18 protein-coding genes and 1 tRNA gene are annotated in these 19,441 nt (G+C 44.8%); 10 read left to right on the top strand and 9 right to left on the bottom strand.

The annotated features are described in order from the left end of the window. Positions 1 to 22 precede the first annotated feature (22 nt). Together traF and ABL924_RS10900 are read right to left on the bottom strand one after the other, a co-directional pair. Entirely contained in the window at positions 23 to 550 is a 528-nt protein-coding gene (gene traF, locus ABL924_RS10905; RefSeq protein WP_349027123.1) for a conjugative transfer signal peptidase TraF, read from the bottom strand. A gap of 119 nt (positions 551 to 669) precedes the next feature. Next, entirely contained in the window at positions 670 to 1,371 is a 702-nt protein-coding gene (locus tag ABL924_RS10900; protein WP_349027122.1) for an NrdJb, read from the bottom strand. Between the two features lie 29 nt (positions 1,372 to 1,400). Between ABL924_RS10900 and ABL924_RS10895 the strand changes: the two genes are divergently transcribed. Further along, positions 1,401 to 1,778 (top strand): hypothetical protein, encoded by a 378-nt coding sequence (locus ABL924_RS10895; RefSeq protein WP_349027121.1) that lies wholly within the window; start codon positions 1,401 to 1,403, stop codon positions 1,776 to 1,778. 57 nt (positions 1,779 to 1,835) lie between these two features. Here ABL924_RS10895 and ABL924_RS10890 read toward each other — a convergent pair whose 3' ends face one another. From ABL924_RS10890 to ABL924_RS10865, 6 genes are all read right to left on the bottom strand, one after another. Further along, positions 1,836 to 2,009 carry a hypothetical protein gene (locus tag ABL924_RS10890; RefSeq protein ID WP_349027120.1) on the bottom strand — a complete coding sequence of 58 codons (174 nt, stop codon included), beginning with the start codon at positions 2,007 to 2,009 and terminating at the stop codon, positions 1,836 to 1,838. A 30-nt stretch (positions 2,010 to 2,039) separates the two neighbouring features. Next, complete coding sequence (locus ABL924_RS10885; RefSeq protein WP_349027119.1) at positions 2,040 to 2,438, bottom strand: hypothetical protein; 399 nt, start codon at positions 2,436 to 2,438, stop codon at positions 2,040 to 2,042. 474 nt (positions 2,439 to 2,912) lie between these two features. After that, complete coding sequence (locus tag ABL924_RS10880) at positions 2,913 to 3,902, bottom strand: hypothetical protein (protein ID WP_349027118.1); 990 nt, start codon at positions 3,900 to 3,902, stop codon at positions 2,913 to 2,915. A 208-nt stretch (positions 3,903 to 4,110) separates the two neighbouring features. After that, positions 4,111 to 4,305: a hypothetical protein gene (locus tag ABL924_RS10875; RefSeq protein ID WP_349027117.1), complete on the bottom strand. Its 195-nt coding sequence runs from the start codon at positions 4,303 to 4,305 to the stop codon at positions 4,111 to 4,113. A 174-nt stretch (positions 4,306 to 4,479) separates the two neighbouring features. Continuing rightward, entirely contained in the window at positions 4,480 to 5,223 is a 744-nt protein-coding gene (locus tag ABL924_RS10870; RefSeq protein WP_349027116.1) for a DUF3800 domain-containing protein, read from the bottom strand. Between the two features lie 51 nt (positions 5,224 to 5,274). Beyond that, positions 5,275 to 7,425: an adenosylcobalamin-dependent ribonucleoside-diphosphate reductase gene (locus ABL924_RS10865; RefSeq protein ID WP_349027115.1), complete on the bottom strand. Its 2,151-nt coding sequence runs from the start codon at positions 7,423 to 7,425 to the stop codon at positions 5,275 to 5,277. Positions 7,426 to 7,924: 499 nt separating this feature from the next. Between ABL924_RS10865 and ABL924_RS10860 the strand changes: the two genes are divergently transcribed. Continuing rightward, positions 7,925 to 8,371, top strand: coding sequence for a hypothetical protein (locus ABL924_RS10860; protein ID WP_349027114.1), 447 nt, complete (start codon positions 7,925 to 7,927; stop codon positions 8,369 to 8,371). Positions 8,372 to 8,515: 144 nt separating this feature from the next. Here ABL924_RS10860 and ABL924_RS10855 read toward each other — a convergent pair whose 3' ends face one another. Then, positions 8,516 to 10,270, bottom strand: a complete 1,755-nt coding sequence (locus tag ABL924_RS10855; RefSeq protein WP_349027113.1) for an ABC transporter ATP-binding protein — start codon at positions 10,268 to 10,270, stop codon at positions 8,516 to 8,518. A 325-nt stretch (positions 10,271 to 10,595) separates the two neighbouring features. Between ABL924_RS10855 and ABL924_RS10850 the strand changes: the two genes are divergently transcribed. The 8 genes from ABL924_RS10850 to pnp all read left to right on the top strand — a co-directional run bounded on the left by ABL924_RS10850 (position 10,596) and on the right by pnp (position 19,284). After that, positions 10,596 to 10,672: transfer RNA gene (locus tag ABL924_RS10850), tRNA-Met, on the top strand. A gap of 126 nt (positions 10,673 to 10,798) precedes the next feature. Beyond that, positions 10,799 to 11,284 carry a ribosome maturation factor RimP gene (gene rimP / locus ABL924_RS10845; RefSeq protein ID WP_349027112.1) on the top strand — a complete coding sequence of 162 codons (486 nt, stop codon included), beginning with the start codon at positions 10,799 to 10,801 and terminating at the stop codon, positions 11,282 to 11,284. Further along, positions 11,274 to 12,788 (top strand): transcription termination factor NusA, encoded by a 1,515-nt coding sequence (gene nusA / locus ABL924_RS10840; RefSeq protein WP_349027111.1) that lies wholly within the window; start codon positions 11,274 to 11,276, stop codon positions 12,786 to 12,788. Before rimP ends, nusA begins: the two co-directional genes overlap by 11 nt. 13 nt (positions 12,789 to 12,801) lie before the next feature. Further along, positions 12,802 to 15,405, top strand: a complete 2,604-nt coding sequence (gene infB, locus ABL924_RS10835; protein WP_349027110.1) for a translation initiation factor IF-2 — start codon at positions 12,802 to 12,804, stop codon at positions 15,403 to 15,405. A gap of 5 nt (positions 15,406 to 15,410) precedes the next feature. After that, complete coding sequence (rbfA, locus tag ABL924_RS10830; protein WP_349027109.1) at positions 15,411 to 15,797, top strand: 30S ribosome-binding factor RbfA; 387 nt, start codon at positions 15,411 to 15,413, stop codon at positions 15,795 to 15,797. Next, the gene (gene truB / locus ABL924_RS10825) at positions 15,794 to 16,696 is read left to right on the top strand and encodes a tRNA pseudouridine(55) synthase TruB (RefSeq protein ID WP_349027108.1); all 903 of its coding nucleotides are present in this window, start codon (positions 15,794 to 15,796) and stop codon (positions 16,694 to 16,696) included. The genes rbfA and truB overlap by 4 nt, the downstream gene beginning before the upstream one ends. Before the next feature lie 130 nt (positions 16,697 to 16,826). After that, entirely contained in the window at positions 16,827 to 17,096 is a 270-nt protein-coding gene (rpsO, locus tag ABL924_RS10820; RefSeq protein ID WP_349027107.1) for a 30S ribosomal protein S15, read from the top strand. A gap of 109 nt (positions 17,097 to 17,205) precedes the next feature. Then, complete coding sequence (gene pnp / locus ABL924_RS10815) at positions 17,206 to 19,284, top strand: polyribonucleotide nucleotidyltransferase (RefSeq protein WP_349027106.1); 2,079 nt, start codon at positions 17,206 to 17,208, stop codon at positions 19,282 to 19,284. The last annotated feature ends 157 nt before the right edge of the window (positions 19,285 to 19,441 follow it).

Below are 19,441 nucleotides of genomic sequence, written 5' to 3'. Positions count from 1 at the left end.
CAGCATTTCGACATTGATTCCATCACTGCAAAAACGGCCTGATAACAGAATCAACTTGACCCACATCAATCACGCCAAAGTATCGGCCATCGAACGAATCATCATTGGAATCGGACATCAACAGCACTTCATTTTCTTTTAATTCATAATTATCCAGCTTCAACTTAGGAATGACCCGCCCTTCCCTGTCCTGGGCAAGCGGTTTGCTTTGCGGATACAAGACATCGTTAACCATCACGCCGCTGTCATTGATAGTCACTTTGTTTTTATATTTAGCGGCTACTTTTAGCATCATATTGTCGAAATTATCTGGACAACTTCCAGGCTTGATAGCGCCCCGATCCCGCGCCGCCTGAAATTCCGGTTTATTTGGCGGACAAAAAACCACAATTTTACCGATGGTTAAGGGTTCATCGACCTTCCGGTACAAGCCGGTTGGAATCGTAGAACGGGTATTGACAATTCCGCCCATCGTGAAAAAGCCACCACATACCAATAGCAAGATTGCGGCAATCGACATGAGCAGCATTGAAGGTTTATTTATATTCATACCAACGGTTATTTCCTGAATTTAAAGCCAATGTTGTTTGCAGTATACCTTTTGAAGGATTGCTGTAAATGCGTTTTACATCCTGCGCTTAGAGCAGTTTGCCGCGTTAACCGCAAAAATCAACCGCACTTACTCTCACCACAATTCAGGCAAGTCATGCAACCGTCCATCAGCACGACGGCTTTGGTTTGGCATTTTCCGCATAGCAGCGCTTTTGCTGGAAACGCCCCGTCCTCGTCTATTTCAGCGGAATCCGCGTGCATGGCCTCAAATTCCTTGCGCTTGGCATCCAGGAATTTCTTATGATGATCGCCTAGTTCTCGGTCTTTTAACATGCCGATGCGCTTCATGTGCGATTCAATCGCGCAGCCGATTTCCGCCACCAATGACGGCATGAACACGCCGCCTTTCTTGAAATAACCGCCTTTTGGATCGAACACCGCTTTCAATTCTTCTACCAGGAAACACGCATCGCCGCCTTTGCGGAACACCGCCGAGATAACCCGGGTCAACGCCAGCACCCACTGAAAGTGTTCCATGTTCTTGGAATTGATGAACACCTCATAAGGTCGGCGTTCCTCGTGTTCCGTGTCCGCATTCAGGATCATGTCGTTGATGGTAATATACAAAGCATGTTCCGATTGCGGCGTTTTGATCTTGTACGTCGAGCCGTACAAGATTTCTGGGCGCGAGAGGTTTTCGTGCATGCTTTCCCGATCAATGGCTTTAGCAACATATTCAGCCTGGGGTTCAGACACTTTTTTGTCTTCTTCGGTTAAGACTTTGTAGCTGATGATTTTTTTGTCGAGTTTATGTGCCATGAGTTTGTCTCCTTTTGGAATTCTTTTGTATGTTGATACTGATTTGTTTACATTTTACCGTTCGTCCTGAGCTTGTCGAAGGACTTACTGAATTGCCTAACTTAAAAAACCGTCATTCCGGCATGGATTGCTGGAATACAGATACCAGGGATGGTTTAAAAAATCCGTTCGTGGTGAGCTTGTCGAACCATGAACACAATTGTGTCGCTAACGCGACGGTTATTTTAATGTGGGCTCTCGTACCCACGGACGAGATACTTTTCTTTGCGCGGACAAAGAAAAATATCCAAAAGAAACGACCCCCGGATGCCGCTTGCTTCCTGCGCTTCTCGTATTTACAGGGGGGGTTGCCGGAAGGGACTTCCTTGTCCCTCCGGCAACGTGCGGCATCCATGCCGCACCCCTGACGGGCTATTCCCGATAAAACCGCCAGTGTTCGGCGCGGCATGACGGGAATGGGCGCATTAATTGTAGGGTGGATTAGACGCGCAAGAACACCGTGTTTTAAGATAAGCAATAACTTCCCGCGCGTCGTAATCCACCAAGGCGGAGTTCACCACATTCGGTCGGTGGATACGCCGCGCCCAAAATCCATACAATACGGTTAAGCCATCTATTTGCGCGGCTAATCCACTCATTTATACGCCTTACGGACTTGCGGCTTACAATCAATAATTTAGTTGTTTATTTAATATAGAAGCACCTAAAACAACGAATCCAAGTAAAAGAAAAAAAATCTTTATTATAAAAAAATAAAATGCTGGCTTATCAAGGCTTTTAGGTTTCAAGTATTCACCTTCAATTGTTTTTGCTGAGTTCCATAACTCAGCTTCTCTTTTTTCTATCCAACACTTGTGACGCAATGCACCAATTAACTTCTGAATAATATCCGCAATAAAAAACAGAACAAATAAAATAAGTCCGAAAAGAACATATTTGGGGAAAATACCGTTACTGTCTTTTAAAACCCAACAAATGGCGGATCCAGCTAAGCCTAGTTCTCGTGAAAACTTGTTTAAATCATCAGTATATTTATTGTAATGACTCCAAGCTTCACTATTTTTCATATGCTTAATTTTTTATTATTTATGTACAGATATTTTTTGATAAAAACGCAAAAATTTAGTTAATTGGGATTCTAGGTACACTGGTTCCTGGATTTCCCGTAGGTATATCGTCTGGACACGGTGGTGTTGATGGTACTGTGTCAATATTTAAATTTTGAAATATCTTAATCTCTGGCATTTTCGAAACTCCTACATTAAAAAGATAAGGTTGCGGTTAACTCGTGGTATGAGCCTAGGAACGAGGCGAATCGTTCGCGATTGATGCGTTTCACTTTGTTCAGCACATCTTACATTTTCTTTAAGCTTCTTCTACTTACGGGAAAGAGATTGAAGTTCTGCCTGCTGTTTCCTTTGTCCAAAATGTACCCTTTCCCGCTATGCCGCGCCGAGCACTGGCGTTTTTATTGGGAATATCCCGTATATTGGGTGTTGTTTTGTTGGGGTTCGTACCTCACCACCAACCTACGAGCAGCATTAGTATTTGCCTAGCGCCTCTTCGGCTTCAATGTCTTGGTCTGCACATGCTTTGACCATTGCGTAACCATGTTCTTCCATTTGTGTAAGACAACGGTTATAAATATCTTTATGTTTTTCCATGTATGAGTCATTGGCAAGGGCTTGAAACGCTTCTAAATCCTGATCGACACAGGCTTTAACTATTGCCGCGCCATGTTCTCCCATTTGGGTTCGACAACGACTTATAATTTGTTGCATATTGCCGATTTTTTTCTGCTGGTTCTCATTCTCTGAAGTTTTTAATTCACAATTCCCATCTACACATTTGAGTTCTCCCAAATTTTGCCCATTTTTATTCCAGATTGTGCTCAATCCATTTTCCTTCTTGTAGATTACCTCAGAGCTTTTCTGTCCATTTTTATCCCAAGCTATATCTAGTCCATTTATCTCTCCATCTTTATAATTTGTTTCTCTTTTTTTCTGCCCATTTTTATCAAACTCAATTGTTGATCCATTTTTTTTACCATCTTTGTAGTTGATTTCAGTTCTCCCTCCACTTTCCCACCAAGATATACTCAATCCATTTAATTTTCCTTCTTTGTAGTTTTTTTCATATTCTTTGCGCCCTTTATTATCCCAGGCTGTTGCCACTCCATTTCCCTTCCCATCTTTAAAACTTATTTCAACACATTTTTGCTCTGTTTGTTTATTGCGCCACAAAGTCGACAACCAACTTTCCTCAGAATATATGGTAGCTTCTTTATGATCTTCGAATAAAGCCCCTCTATCAATTTTCAATTTATAAAGCACACAAATATTATCAGGAAAATAAAACACAATTTTACCCGTGTAAGGTTCATTTTCGTCAGGCAAAAAAGCTATCCCATTTTTAATCTTAAGAGAGGTAGTGACTATTTCTTTCGATTTATTGTTTTTCGTAACACTACGATCATCGCTACATCCTGTGATAAAGGAAGCTAAAATCCATATAAAAATTATTATTTTCATAAACAAATCCTTTAATTTCTATTTTGGTGTTAAATAGTTGGTTCGTAGCACAGTTCATAGTACATAGGATGTGCCGAGGAACGAGGCGCATCGTTCGCGTTCTCGACAGATGCGCTTCACTTTGTTCAGCACATCCTATATTTTCTTTAAATTTTTCTTCTTGCGAGACAGACTTTTAATCCCTGTCCTGCTGTTTCCTTCGTCCAAACTATGCACCCATTCCCCTTATGCCGCGCCGAGCTCCGTCGGTTTTATCGGGAATAGCCCGAAGGGGTGCGGCAGGGATGCCGCACTTTGCTGGAGGGACAGGAGTCCCTTCCAGCAAACCCCGATAAAACCGACGGAGCGCAGGAAGCAAGCGGCATCGGGCGGATTTCTTTTGGATACTTTTCTTTGTCCGCACAAAGAAAAGTATCTCGTCTGTGGGTACGAGAACCCACATTCAAATACCCGTCGCGTTAGCGACACGAATAATTTATTCATTGACTTTCAATGCTCGAATAAACATAATGGTTGCAAGGACTGGGGATTCTCGGTCGACATTAAGCCTCGGTGGAATCATCGGGGCTTTTTGTTTTTATGGGAAACACTTTAATCCGTAGCCTTCTTTACTGCCTTTGCCATTTCGGTAAAACTTACCGTCAATAATTGCAAAAGCCCTGTTTTCTTGTTCCGGTTTGAGTACGTGCAAACCAATTGGTCTAGCAATCAAATCCGCCAATTGCAATCCTGTTGAATTGCTTTTCTTATCCGCAAACACCAACTCAAAAGGCAATGGTTTTTGCAGGTAATTAAAACCATCACAGACGCGGCGGAACTCAAGTTCCAGTTCGTCATCTTCTGACTTACCGCGTTTTTCAACCACGACATGTGTAGCTCCTACGTTTGCTTGTTGCTCAGTCATAAAATAAAAAATCCGTTCCAAACCATAACGTAAGGCGACATGATATGGATTTTCCGGTACGTTATATCGTTGGCGATAGGGTTCTTTTTTAATAACGGTGCTTATTAAAACAAACGGCGTTTTTTGGATAATGCTTGTTAATTCATCCAGAAAAGCAATTTTTACTGCTTGGCTTTTCAAAAACGTAAAACCACCTCGATCTTTACGTATATCGGTTTCATGCAAAATGGTTTGGTCATGCCCAAAATGGGCAAATTTGAACCTTTGCAATAAAGGTACTGCTGTATTGATGTAGTCGTCTTTTTTGAAGATACAAAAAACCAGCACAAACACCGGATAGTAAGAATCAATAGTAATTAATCCATGATCTCCACTTTCATCAACATAAACGATAAAGTCGGAAAAGTTTTTATACATTAGTGTTTGGTAAACAAAGTTAAATATATGGTTAGAGGTGGTAATCCAATCTTAGAACTTCCCGTAATAACCCTCTTTAAGTGCATCAAACAAATTCGCCGCACTATGGATTTCGCCATCGTATTCAATCTCTTCATTGCCCTTAAATTCCACCACGCTGCCATCTTCCAGGGTGAACTGGTAGGTGGTGTTTTCTAAATCCTTATCCTTAACCAATACGCCTTGGAACACTTCGGGATTAAAGCGGAAGGTGGTGCAGCCTTTTAGTCCTTTGTCGTAGGCGTACTCGTAGATGGACTTGAAGTCTTCGTAAGGGTAATCGGTCGGCACGTTGGCGGTTTTGGAGATGGACGAATCAATCCAAATCTGCGCCGCGGCCTGGATGTCCACGTGCTGTTTGGGCGTGACATCTTCGGCGGAAATAAAGCAGTCCGGCAGTTGCTGTTCGGGCTTGTCGCTGTAAGGCATGGCTTTGGAGTTGACCAGTTCGCGGTAGGCCAGTAACTCAAATGAGAAGACATCGATTTTTTCCTTTGATTTTTTGCCGGCACGGATGACGTTGCGCGAGTAATGGTGGGCAAAGCTGGGCTCAATACCGTTGCTGGCATTATTGGCGAGCGACAGGGAAATCGTACCCGTGGGCGCAATGGAACTGTGGTGGGTGAAGCGCGCTCCGGTTTCCATCAATTCGGCTACGAGTTCTGGCTCGATTGCTGCCACTTGCTGCATGTAGCGGCTGTATTTGGCATGGAGGATTTTTCCTGCGACCTGGTCGCCGACCCTATAACCGTCCGTCGCCATCTCTGGGCGTTTACGCAATATTTCGCCCGTCACCGTGAACTGTTGCTCCATAATCGGCGCAGCACCTTTTTCTTTGGCAAGCGTTAAGGCGGCTTTCCAGCCTTCAATTGCCATCACTTTGGTGACTTCTTCGGTGAATTTTACGGAAGCCTCATCGCCGTATTTCATGCCTAGCATAGTCACGGTTGAGCCTAAGCCCAGATAACCCATGCCATGGCGGCGTTTGCTGACAATTTCATCACGCTGTTTTTGCAGCGGTAACCCATTGATTTCGACAACGTTATCCAACATGCGGGTAAAGATGCGGATGGTTTTGCGGTAGGTTTCCCAATCAAACTGGGCATCTGCCGTGAACGGTTTTTTGATGAAGCGGGTAAGGTTAACTGAACCCAGCAAGCAACTGCCATAAGGTGGCAGAGGTTGTTCGCCGCACGGGTTGGTGGCGCGAATGTTTTCGCAAAACCAGTTGTTGTTCATTTCGTTGACCTTGTCGATCAGGATGAATCCTGGCTCGGCGTAATCATAAGTTGAACTCATGATGATGTCCCACAAGCGTCTGGCGGGCATGGTTTTGGAGATTTTACAGGCTACCAAGCCAGCATCATTAACGACATAGCCATCCTTAACAGGAAATTCGCGCCAGACAATTTGCTCGTTATTGAAAACATCGAGTTGATCGAGCTTGGCCTCTTTTTCGGTGACTGGAAACGAAAACGACCAAGGTTGGTTGTTCTTGACTGCATCCATAAATTCTGTGGTGATCAACAAAGACAAGTTGAATTGGCGCAAACGTCCGTTTTCGCGTTTGGCGCGGATGAATTCGACCACATCGGGATGGGCTATATCAAAGGTCGCCATTTGCGCACCGCGCCTGCCGCCAGCAGAGGACACGGTAAAACACATCTTGTCATAGATATCCATGAACGACAGAGGCCCTGAGGTGTAAGCCCCTGCCCCCGATACATAAGCGTCTTTGGGGCGTAAGGTGGAAAATTCGTAGCCGATTCCGCAACCAGCCTTTAAGGTCAACCCGGCCTCATGAACCTTACCGAGAATATCATCCATTGAATCGACTATCGTGCCGGATACGGTGCAGTTGATCGTTGAAGTGGCGGGTTTGTGTTCCAACGCCCCTGCATTCGAGATAATGCGGCCAGCAGGAATAACGCCTTGCCTTAGCGCCCACAAAAAATCCTTATAACACTGCTCCTGCTGCGCCTTACCTTTTTCCACACTAGATAAAGCCTTGGCAACCCGCTGGTAAGTCTCGTCAATCGTGGCATCCAGGGCTGTCCCGTCTTTGGATTTTAAGCGGTATTTGGTATCCCAGATATCCATTGAGGCATCCTGGAACGGGATTTCGGTAACATTGTTGGCGATGACATGGAGTTGTGCTGGCATGGATGGTCTCTCTGGTATTTCGTTATATCAAAGGTTTGGGGTCTGGATAATTGTTGTATTTGTGTGCCACCGCTGGGACGAACAAGCTTTAATTTGAACTAAGCGATGAGAAACGTCAGTTTCATTCCAACACATTTGGCGCTAAAAATGCTGAATTGGGCGATTGCATTCTGTATCCCCTTATCAGAGTCGCTAGCGAAAATCCCTAACAAAACAAACAATAACGTAACAGGCTTAAATTAGTTTGTTACGATATGTTGTGGCTTGCTTAAATATTAGCACAATATATTGTGTTTGCGAGAATATTTTTGTTATTTACTGAAATTTCTTTCTCGACCCTAAAAATATAGTTTTTGTTCAGTTAGTTACTAAATCTGGGTCTTCTTTGAACCTTTTGCCTGTTTTTTGGCATTAACCAACCGTGAGACAAAAATTGGTAACTTTTTGTGTCCACGTTGTTAACCTTAAATATAAAATCTTATTAATGAGGAGTCACTCAATGTCAAAAAAAATAAAGTTGTTCGCTGTATTCATGATTGCGGCGATTTTTGCCGCTCCGCTGACTGCAAATGCTGCTAGACAGGGCAATGTGTCATGTTCAGTGGTGGTGGATTATTTGTTAAACGGCGCTGCCGTAGAGTCCTACCAAAAAGCTTTCGTGGTCAACCCTGGCGTGAGTTTTGATGATGATTTTTCGACGATTACACGCCAGAAAACATTTACTGCCTCAACAGTACTGGATGCGGGTAAAACAGTTGTGGGAATTAGTTATTTTAATGATGTTGGCACTCAAGATGCCATTGATTTCAATACGAAATTGGTTCTCCATGATAAGGGCACCTTAGAATCGACTTCCGGCAGCTATACATTTACCACAACTGCAGGGAATATTCCTCAGCGAGGACATGCAATAAATTACTCACTAATTTGCAAACAAGCCAAGTAATCAAGAAATCCATTGCATTTCTCAAGCGAGGCTGGGTTACCCCACCTCGCTTGTTCAAGCTCATAAAGAACGGCAAGGGGGAATGGAACGGCTTTTCATTTTCCTAAAATGCATAAATTTATAGAGTGAACACCCGAATAAAAATCAATCAACCAAAAAACCCCCACTCTGATGCTGCCACATGGCATAGTATTTCCCTTGCTTATCCAACAATTGTTGATGTGTGCCTTCCTCTATGATTTTGCCGTATTCCAGTACCACTATGCGATCCATTTTCAGGATGGTGGAAAGGCGATGGGCTATGACTATTGCCGTCTTATCTTTAATAAGATTAAAAATGGCAACTTGGATTTGTTGTTCGGTGAGCGAATCCAACGCGCTGGTGGCTTCATCCAACACCACGATAGGCGCATCTTCTAGGAATGCCCTGGCAATGGCAATACGCTGTTTTTCACCGCCCGATAATTTGACTCCACGCTCACCGACCATCGTATCGAACTTATCGGGAAGATCATCAATAAAATCAAAACTGCATGATTTTTTTGCCACTTCAATCAATTCAGCATCACTAATATCCGCACCGAGTGTAATATTGTCACGGACGGAGCGGTGAAATAAATCCGGTTGTTGTGGAACCATTGAGATTTGCTTCCTTAATGAATCCATCGTAAAGGCCTTTGCATCCATACCATCGTAAGTAATACAACCTTGTTGAGGCTCGAGAAACCGAAACAACAGCTTGGTTAAGGATGACTTACCTGAACCCGACTGCCCGACCAGCGCTATTTTCTCGCCAGCCTTAATGTCCAGGTTAAAATTCTCAAACAGCCGAGTTTGCTGTGGATTGACTGCATTGTAAGTAAAACCGAGATTGTTAATATGGATCGCGCCCTGGCGTATTTTAATTGGCTTGGCGTTGGAAGCATCTTGTTCTGTGTCGTTCCGGCGAAATATTTCCGCCATTTCAGAGGCATCCGCAAGTGCGGTAAAAAAATTCCTGAAGTTACGGCCAAATTCCCATAAACGCTGGATCAGCATAATCATAATGGATTGGAACAAGACAAACTCGCCCACTTGAAAGTAACCCGCTTTCCATTTATCGATCATTAAATAGATCAACAACAGCTCCATCCCGAAGGTCATCACCCCTTGTACGGCAAAGGAAATGAAGGTCATCAGCCAGGCGATTTTTTTCCTACGATAAACCTCGTTAGAGGCGCTATTGACCCGGTTTTGTTCGTTATCTTCCAACGCGAAAGTTTTCACAATGAAAATATTACTGATGGCATCCGAAACAACGCCGCCGACTTTGCTGTCACCTTCTGCGACGGCTTTATCAAAGCGCATTTTCCACATTGAAAAACCAATATTCCAAGTGATGAGCAAGGCAACCCAGACGAGAAAATACAACGCAAACTGGCGTTGATGTTGATAAAAAATGCTGAATGCAATGGAGATCGCCAGCAGGTTCATATAAAACTGGAACAAAAACCAGTCCATGATGATTTCAAAAGACCGTGAGAAACGGTTGGCTTGCTTGATAAGGCTGCCGGAAAAGTTATTCTCAAAAAAGGTGGTTTTCTGTTTTTTCAGGACATCAAAGCAGCGTTTTTCTAACAGGTTAACGCCACCGCCATCCAACGGCACAATAGCTAATTCAAGAAAGCGCCACGAAACCCAAATACCAGCAAAGACGAAAGCCAGCTGTTTTAAATTATCCAGCAAATCTGCTAATGTGGCATCTGAATAAGGTGCGGCAAGAGCATTAGCAATGTTTTTGTAATACGTCGGTGCCAACAAATCCAACCCAGTTGCACTAGCAAGCGCCAATAAAGCCAATAAAAAATACCACTTCTTCTGCCAGACTACCCGTCCGTATTCCCTGAATATAATGCCCATTTCGATTTGTTTTACGCTTACGTTTTATAGAATTATTTATGCTGTCGGCTTTGCGGTATGTTTTTTTGCAAAACGCTGTACACAAGATACAGTGACCAGCATTAAAATCAAATATTGCTGCTCTTAATTATGTAGTTGTAATAGGGGCGTTCTTGCTATCAAGATATTTGTTATACCATGCGAACATTACATCTCCTGTGTTGGCAAATACTACAGAATATACAACCCGATATTACGCCCCACGCCCAGCAACCATCTTTCTCTAGATTTTTATTAACAAATACATTGCTAATTTAGCCAGAACCATTATAATTGGCGGTCTTAACGCGGGGTGGAGCAGCTTGGTAGCTCGTCGGGCTCATAACCCGAAGGTCGTAGGTTCAAATCCTGCCCCCGCTACCAGTTACAAGGAAGCCCCAGTTTGGGGTTTTTTATTTTGGGGGCTTTGGACTTAGAAGCTTACTGATAGGTTGTTAATGGAAGAGCCGCTGGCTCTTTTTTTATGTGCGAAGATTTGATGAGGAAACAATGAAGCAAGCTCCTGTACATTTGGTGAATTTAATCGAGCCAATTGTTGAAGGTTTAGGATATGAATGTGTCGGCATCGACTATCATCCGCACCCCAAACATGGCTTGCTCAGGATTTACATCGACAGCCCCGATGGTATTTTAGTGGATGATTGCTCTAAGGTTAGCCACCAAATCAGCGGTGTGCTCGATGTTGAAGACCCTATTCCAGACAACTACCAATTGGAAGTTTCTTCACCAGGCACAGAAAGACCCTTCTTCCATGTACACCAGTTTGAACAATTCATTGGCAGCACGGTCTTGGTGAATGTTTACCATGCCATCGCTGGCCGGAAAAAAATTACCGGCGTAATCGAAAAAGTTGTAGACGACATTATCACACTGCGTGAAGCAGGGCAGATTTTTGAGGTGCCTTTCGACGCGATGAGCAAAGCGCGTTTGGTGCCTGACTATTTAATTGAAAAAGGAGGACGACATGGCAAATAAAGAGATCTTATTAGTAGCCGAGGTATTTTCTAATGAAAAAGAGATTGATAAGGAAATTGTCTTTGAAGCTATTGAGTCCGCCTTAGAAGCGGCTACGATCAAGCGCCATACCAATCAAATTAAGGTTCGCGTCGTCATCGACAGAAAAACTGGGGATTACGTCACTTATCGGCAGTGGGATGTGGTTGATGCCAACCCAGATATTGATGGTGATGTGGAATTTCCCGTCTCGCAAATATTATTGGAAGTCGCCCGTTTAGACGACAAAGACGCTCAGGTCGGCGATATAATCCAGGAAGAAATCGACTCCGTGGATTTTGGACGGATTGCTGCACAAACCGCCAAACAAGTCATTATCCACAAAGTACGAGAAGCCGAACGCCAAAAAATAGTTGAGGCGTATCAAAGCCGAGTCGGTGAACTCATCACGGGCATCGTAAAACGCATTGAAAAAGGTAACATTTATTTAGACTTAGGTGGTCATGTCGAAGCTTACATCGCCAAAGAAGACATGATTCCCAGGGAAGCTGTCCGCATCGGCGATCGGATTCGAGGCTACTTGAAAGATGTCCGTTCAGAAGCGCGTGGCCCCCAGCTATTTATAAGCCGCACCGCACCGGAGCTGTTGATCGCCTTATTCCGTTTGGAAGTGCCTGAAGTCAATGAAGGCATGATCTCGATTATGGGCGCAGCTCGCGATCCTGGCTCACGGGCCAAAATTGCTGTTAAAGGCAACGACCCCAGGCTTGATCCTGTTGGTGCTTGCGTAGGTATGCGCGGCTCAAGAGTGCAATCGGTCACCAATGAACTGGCGGGTGAACGTGTCGATATTATCCTGTGGAATCCCAGTGAGGCGCAGTTTGTTATCAACGCTATGGCACCTGCGGAAATCCAATCCATCGTGGTGGACGAGGACAAACACAGTATGGATTTGGCAGTAAGTTCTGAAAATCTGTCCCAAGCCATAGGCCGGGGCGGTCAGAACGTACGTTTGGCAACCCAGCTGACGGGCTGGGAATTAAATGTACTTGATGCCACCAAAGCAGAAGAAAAAAGCGAAGCCGAGGGGGCGAAAATCAAGCAGCTATTTGTTGACCAACTGGATGTCGATGAAGATATTGCCCTGATTTTAGTAGAAGAAGGCTTTAATACCGTCGAAGAAATTGCTTATGTTCCCGCCAGTGAAATGCTTGAAATCGAAGGCTTTGACGAAGCCTTAGTCAATGAACTGCGTAGCCGAGCTAAAGATGCCCTGCTCATCAGAGCTCTTGCGGCGGAAGAAAAAATTGAATCCGCAGAACCCGCAGAAGACTTGCTAAGTATGGAAGGCATGGATAAAGAACTAGCTTATGAAATGGCAAGCCTAGGCATTATTACCATGGAAGATTTAGCGGAACAGTCGGTTGACGATTTGCTGGGCATCAATAGCATAACTGAAGATCGGGCTGCAAAATTAATTATGAAAGCCCGCGAGCCATGGTTTGCTGAAGCGTCAGGTGAATAGGAAGGAGTAGGATATGAGTGATAAAACAGTACGTGAATTAGCTGAGGTAGTAAAAATCCCTCTGGAACGGTTATTGGAGCAGCTTAAGGAAGCGGGGCTATCCGTCAGTACGGCTGATGAGGTGATTAGCGATGACGACCAAACCAAATTACTGACACATTTGCGTAGTCGGCATGGAAAGCCCGCGGGAGAACCCGAAAAACAACGAGTCACGCTAGTGCGGACAAAGCATATTGAAATCAAACAGGCTACTGCGCCAGGAAGCTCGACCAAGACCATCAATGTCGAATTCCGCAAAACGAAAAATTACATTAATGTTAAGCAAAAGGAAGAGCAAGAAACGGCTGAACTTGAACTGATTGAGCAAACTCCTACCCCTGAAATAATCGCTCAAACCGAACCACAAACAGTTGCCAAGGATGCTACGAAAACAGCAGAACACGAACCGAAGGAAGCTGTTTCTCCAGCCCCAGAGTTAACGGTTACCGAGCCACAATTGCAAGCGCTAGAAAATGTCACTACAAACACAGTGATTGAACCGATCTTAGCCGCCACGCCAGATGCCACAAAAGCAACATCGGACAAACAAGAAAAGCCGCTAAAACCCAAGGAAGCAGAAGCTCCCAAAAAGAAGCTAGACGAAAAAGAACGGCGCTTGGAAGAATCCATTAAAAGAAATTCCGAACGAGTCAAGCAACAAGCAGAAGGCAAAAAAGAAACGCTGCATAGAAAAAAGACTGATGACGATGGTCGCTCAGTCAATTACGCCAGAAAGGGCAAAAAGAAACCCAAGTCACCGGCACGCGGCTCTAACCAATCCGACGGCAAACATCAATTCGAAATGCCAGTCGCCCCAATGATAAAGGAAGTCACAATACCGGAAACGATTATCGTCTCTGATCTTGCCCAAAAAATGAGCTTAAAAGCAGCATTGGTCATCAAGCATTTGATGAAGCTAGGCATCATGGCAACCATCAATCAAAGCATCGACCAAGACACCGCCGCTATTCTGGTGGAAGAATTGGGTCATAAAGCCATCATGCAGAATGATGATGATTTTGAGCAGGATATGCTTACCGAAGCACAGCAAGAAGACAACCGTATTCCTGTACCGAGAGCGCCGATTGTAACCATTATGGGGCATGTCGATCACGGTAAAACCTCGTTGCTGGATTATATCCGTAAAACCCGTGTTGCCGCAGGCGAAGCTGGGGGCATTACCCAGCATATCGGTGCTTATCAGGTAAAAACTGACCATGGTGCAGTCACATTTTTGGATACTCCAGGCCATGCCGCGTTTACGGCAATGCGTGCCCGTGGCGCTGATGTCACTGACGTAGTTATCGTCGTGGTGGCAGCAGATGATGGTGTTATGCCGCAAACAAAAGAAGCGGTGGAACACGCCAGGGCAGCAAATGTACCGATAATTGTCGCCATGAACAAGATCGACAAGCCTGATGCCAATCCTGATAAAGTCATGCAAGAATTGTCCAATATTAACGTCGTTCCCGAAGAATGGGGCGGCGATGTCCAATTCCTTAAAATCTCCGCCAAAACCGGTGAAGGCATTGACGAGCTTATCGAAGCGTTGATTGTCCAAACCGAAATCCTGGAACTGAAAGCGCCAGCCGAAGGCGCGGCATCCGGCATTGTCATCGAATCAAGGCTGGACAAAGGCCGTGGTGCGGTGGCAACCGTACTGATTCAAAAAGGCACGTTGGAAAGTGGCCAAATGGTCTTATGTGGTCATGAATTCGGGCGGGTTCGCGCCATGTTCAATGAAAACGGTAAGTCCATTAAAGAAGCCGGGCCTTGCGTTCCGGTTGAAATCCTAGGTTTGTCTGGAACACCTTTTGCGGGTGATGAGTTCCTGGTGGTACAAAACGAACGAGTTGCCAAAGACTTGGCAAAACACCGTGAAGACCGCAAACGTTCGACTAAACATGCCGCCCAAAGTGCATCAAAACTGGATGAAGTCTTTTCTAGAATGGCTACTGGTGAAATTGCCAGTGTCAATCTGGTTCTGAAAACCGATGTCCAAGGCAGCTTGGAGGCCTTACGTGGATCCCTGGTTGATTTGTCGAACGAGGAAGTGGAAGTCAAAGTCATCTATGGCGGCGTTGGCGGCATCAATGAAGGTGACGTTAATCTAGCACTGGCTTCTGGTGCAATCTTGATGGGCTTCAATGTGAGAGCGGATGCGACATCAAGACGAATAATCGAAGAAAAAGGTGTAGACCTACATTACTACAGTGTCATTTACGATGCCATTGATGAAGTGAAAAAATCCATCAGCGGCATGTTAGCACCGGAAATTAAGGAAACCATTGTTGGCCTTGCAGAAGTGCGTGATGTCTTCAAATCACCAAAATTTGGTGCGATTGCAGGTTGTATGGTCGTTGACGGTTTTGTTAAACGAAACTTGCCGATTCGCGTATTACGTAACAATGTCGTGATCTACGAAGGGCAACTAGAGTCTTTACGTCGCTTTAAAGACGATGCCGCCGAAGTCAAAATGGGTATGGAATGCGGTATCGGTGTAAAAAATTACAACGATGTACAACCGGGCGATCAAATCGAAGTGTTTGAACGCACTGAAATCAAACGCGTTTTATAAAGCTGATGCCTAAAGAATTTGGCCGTAGCGCCCGTGTGTCATCGCAAATGCAGAAGGAACTGGCATTAATTCTGCAACGCGACATTGATGATTCGAGGTTGGGTTTTATCACCATCAACGAAGTTGTGCTGAGTAAAGATTTAGCATCTGCCAAAATCTATTTTACCGTGCTTAACTCTGATGATCTAAACAAGAAAAATCATATTAAATGGCTAAATGAGCTAGCACCTATGATTCGGCATCTGCTGGCTAAGAAAATGCAGCTACGGCACATCTCCGAGTTAAAGTTCCTATATGATGATTCTTTTGATACCGGTATGCGGGTTGCAGAGCTACTAAGCGAAGTGAACAAAACCGTTCCTATAAAAAGAGATGAGAGCGAAAACCCATGAATCAAAGCCGTTCCAAGCGCAATATTCACGGAATATTGCTACTGGATAAACGCTTAGGAGTCTCGTCAAACAGGGCGTTACAGGAAGTAAAACGCTTATTCAATGCCAATAAAGCAGGTCATACAGGCAGCTTAGATCCTTTAGCCACGGGCTTATTGCCACTCTGTTTTGGTGAAGCCACAAAAGTATCCGGGATGATGCTGGATGACAACAAACGTTATCAGGTTACTATCCAGCTTGGCATTAAGACTGATACAGGCGATTTGGAAGGCAGTATTATTGCAACACGGCCTGTCCTCGAATATACCATTGAGGACATCGAAGCCATCTTGGAAAAATTTACCGGTGAAATCGACCAGATTCCACCCATGTATTCAGCATTAAAACAAAATGGCAAAAAGCTGTATGAATTGGCGAGGGAAGGTAAAACTGTAGAACGCTTAGCTCGGCATATTACGATCTTTGAATTGAAGTTGTTGGCTGTCCAAAAGGATACCTTGGAGTTTGAAGTTTACTGCTCAAAAGGCACTTATATCCGCTCTCTCGCCGAAGACATTGGTGAGGACTTGGGTTGTGGCGCAACCGTTAAGGAATTACGCCGGTTACAAGCAGGACAGTTCCACATTGAGCAAGCCATATCGCTAGAGAACTTACAAGAATTAGACGAACAACAATTGCTGGCAGCACTTATTGCTGTTGACACACCTTTACAAAATTTACCTGCTGTACATCTTAATGACCAGCAGGCTGCTAACACCAAACAAGGGCAATCCTCAACCCTTACCCAAAACTTTCTAGGCCCAGTACGAATGTACCATGCAACTGAGTTTTTAGGGTTGGGAGAAATGCGTTTGGATGGTAAACTAGCACCGAAAAAATTGTTCAATATGAACGATTAGGTTCAATACAACATTGAATCTTATTAAACATTTCTACACCCTATCGTGGAACTGTTTGTTACTGGCTCTTGCTGTTTTTTAAATTCAAGCAAGTGCTTTATTTTTTATTAATCTTAATAGGGATTACTTAATGTCATTCTCCACAGAAGAAAAGAAAGCCGTTGTCGAAGCCTACCGTTTATCAGAAACAGACACAGGCTCACCGGAAGTACAAGTCGCGTTATTGACCGCACACATCGTACAGTTAACACCACACTTTGCTGCTCATAAAAAAGACAACCATTCCCGTCGGGGATTGTTGCGTATGGTTAATCAACGCCGCAAACTGTTGGATTACCTTAAAAATAAAGATATTACCCGTTACCGCTCCTTGATTGAACGCCTCGGCTTACGTAAATAATCCAAGCCTGGAACGGCCTGGTTTTTTAAAAACAATCAGGCCGCTTCCGATTCACTCACTTGTAGTGAATGCCCTTAATTAATTCTTTAAACACATAAGGAATCTTATAGTGAATCCAGTCAGGAAACAATTCCAATACGGCGACCGCACCGTTACCATAGAAACGGGTGAGATAGCTCGTCAAGCCCATGGCGCAGTCATGATTGACATCGAAGGCACAACGCTTTTGGTGACAGTCGTTGGCAAAAAAGAACCTAGCGGTGGCGATTTTTTTCCGCTCACCGTTAACTATATGGAAAAAGCCTATGCGGCGGGTAAAATTCCCGGCGGCTTTTTTAAGCGCGAAGGTCGTCCCAGCGAACAAGAAACGCTTATTTCCCGTTTGATCGACAGGCCAATACGTCCGCTATTTCCTGAAGGCTATACCAACGAAATACAAATCGTCGCAACGGTAATGTCCCTTAATCCTGAAGTTAATACCGAAGTTGCGGCCTTATTGGGCGCTTCTGCTGCCTTGGCTGTTTCAGGATTGCCTTTTAATGGCCCCGTGGGTGCAGCTTGTGTCGGCTACAAAGACGGTGAATACCTACTTAACCCCTCCCCTGCCGCACTCAAGGAATCCCAATTAAATCTGGTCGTTGCAGGTACGGCTCAAGCCGTGCTGATGGTTGAATCCGAAGCCGCTGGTCTGTCTGAAGAAGTCATGTTAGGTTCGGTACTCTTCGGTCATGAGCAAATGCAGATCGCCATCAACGCGATTAACGAATTTGCTAAAGCCGCTGGCATGGGTAAAGTTGAATGGTCTGCTGCGGATACGAATGCCGAGCTTGAAAAGCTCGTTGCAGAAAACACAGAATCCGACATCAAAGCAGCCTACCAAATCGCTGAAAAACTGATCAGGCAAGATAAGCTAAAAGAAATCAGGACTGCAGTCGTTGAAAAATTAACTGCTACAGGTGAACATACCGAAAAGAATATTCGTACCCTCCTCGAAAATCTCGAATATAAAATCGTCCGTAATGCCATTCTTAATGACAGCAAACGGATTGATGGTCGCGCATTGGATACCGTAAGGCCGATTTCCATTCGCACTGGTGTCCTGCCTAGAACCCACGGTTCCGCGCTGTTCACTCGTGGTGAAACGCAAGCCTTAGTCGTGGCAACTCTGGGAACGCAACGTGATGCACAAATCATTGATGCCCTGGCAGGTGAATTTAAAGACCCGTTCATGTTGCATTACAACTTCCCTCCGTACAGCGTAGGTGAAACCGGCATGGTCGGCTCACCCAAACGCCGCGAAATTGGGCATGGCCGTTTAGCCAAACGCGGCGTGCTGGCAGTTTTGCCGGATATGGAGGAATTCCCTTATGTCCTACGTGTAGTATCAGAAGTCACAGAATCCAACGGTTCTAGCTCAATGGCATCGGTATGTGGCACCAGTCTCGCCTTAATGGACGCAGGCGTGCCTATCAAAACGCCAGTCGCTGGTATTGCTATGGGACTTATCAAAGAAGGTGACAAATTTGCCGTATTATCCGACATCATGGGTGATGAAGATCACCTGGGCGATATGGATTTTAAAGTTGCTGGTTCCGTAGACGGCATTACTGCTCTGCAAATGGACATCAAAATCGATGGTATCACCGCAGAAATCATGAAAACTGCCTTGGCACAAGCTAAAACAGGCCGTTTACATATCCTGGGCGAAATGAATAAAGCCTTGGCGGCTACCCGCGATGAAATGTCAGACTTCGCGCCGCGCATCATTAGTTTTAAAATCGATCCGAGCAAAATCCGCGAAGTCATCGGCAAAGGTGGTGCAACGATCCGTGGCATTACCGAACAAACCGGAGCCAGCATTGATCTCACCGACGATGGTGTGGTCAAAGTCGCTTCTGTCGATAAAGCCGCTGGTGAAGAAGCCCGTCGCTTAATTGAAGAGATCACCGACGATGTTGAAGTCGGTAAAATTTACGAAGGTAAAGTTGCCAGGTTGATGGATTTTGGGGCGTTTGTCACTATTCTGCCAGGCAAGGACGGTTTGGTGCATATCTCGCAAATCTCCGATGACCATGTAGACAAAGTCAGCGACAAACTCACCGAAGGCGATGTTGTCAGGGTTAAAGTCCTGGAAATCGACCGTCAAGGACGAGTTAGGTTGAGCATGAAAGAAGTCGATAAAGAGTAGACCTTATCACTTCGGTGTAATTAGTCGTAAAAAAGGGGCGTTAAGCCCCTTTTTTATTACCTGAGACCTTTGCACGACCTCAAGCCCCAAAATGGGTAAAATAAGCCTTTATTCAAGTTCGAGCAATAGCCTATGTCCTGGAAGAACCTAGCCCAAA

Origin of the sequence: Methyloglobulus sp., from assembly GCF_040079455.1 — a bacterium.
In the GTDB taxonomy this organism is placed as follows: Bacteria; Pseudomonadota; Gammaproteobacteria; order Methylococcales; family Methylomonadaceae; genus Methyloglobulus.
Note: the sequence above shows the minus strand (reverse complement) of the source record. Positions and strands in the feature narration are given on the sequence as shown.

Excerpts from the sequence above, each read along its gene's own strand:
- traF (WP_349027123.1), bottom strand. The coding sequence starts at position 550 with ATGAATATAAATAAACCTTCAATGCTGCTCATGTCGATTGCCGCAATC.
- ABL924_RS10900 (WP_349027122.1), bottom strand. The coding sequence starts at position 1,371 with ATGGCACATAAACTCGACAAAAAAATCATCAGCTACAAAGTCTTAACC.
- ABL924_RS10895 (WP_349027121.1), top strand. The coding sequence starts at position 1,401 with ATGTTGATACTGATTTGTTTACATTTTACCGTTCGTCCTGAGCTTGTC.
- ABL924_RS10890 (WP_349027120.1), bottom strand. The coding sequence starts at position 2,009 with ATGAGTGGATTAGCCGCGCAAATAGATGGCTTAACCGTATTGTATGGA.
- ABL924_RS10885 (WP_349027119.1), bottom strand. The coding sequence starts at position 2,438 with ATGAAAAATAGTGAAGCTTGGAGTCATTACAATAAATATACTGATGAT.
- ABL924_RS10880 (WP_349027118.1), bottom strand. The coding sequence starts at position 3,902 with ATGAAAATAATAATTTTTATATGGATTTTAGCTTCCTTTATCACAGGA.
- ABL924_RS10870 (WP_349027116.1), bottom strand. The coding sequence starts at position 5,223 with ATGTATAAAAACTTTTCCGACTTTATCGTTTATGTTGATGAAAGTGGA.
- ABL924_RS10865 (WP_349027115.1), bottom strand. The coding sequence starts at position 7,425 with ATGCCAGCACAACTCCATGTCATCGCCAACAATGTTACCGAAATCCCG.
- ABL924_RS10860 (WP_349027114.1), top strand. The coding sequence starts at position 7,925 with ATGTCAAAAAAAATAAAGTTGTTCGCTGTATTCATGATTGCGGCGATT.
- ABL924_RS10855 (WP_349027113.1), bottom strand. The coding sequence starts at position 10,270 with ATGGGCATTATATTCAGGGAATACGGACGGGTAGTCTGGCAGAAGAAG.
- rimP (WP_349027112.1), top strand. The coding sequence starts at position 10,799 with ATGAAGCAAGCTCCTGTACATTTGGTGAATTTAATCGAGCCAATTGTT.
- nusA (WP_349027111.1), top strand. The coding sequence starts at position 11,274 with ATGGCAAATAAAGAGATCTTATTAGTAGCCGAGGTATTTTCTAATGAA.
- infB (WP_349027110.1), top strand. The coding sequence starts at position 12,802 with ATGAGTGATAAAACAGTACGTGAATTAGCTGAGGTAGTAAAAATCCCT.
- rbfA (WP_349027109.1), top strand. The coding sequence starts at position 15,411 with ATGCCTAAAGAATTTGGCCGTAGCGCCCGTGTGTCATCGCAAATGCAG.
- truB (WP_349027108.1), top strand. The coding sequence starts at position 15,794 with ATGAATCAAAGCCGTTCCAAGCGCAATATTCACGGAATATTGCTACTG.
- rpsO (WP_349027107.1), top strand. The coding sequence starts at position 16,827 with ATGTCATTCTCCACAGAAGAAAAGAAAGCCGTTGTCGAAGCCTACCGT.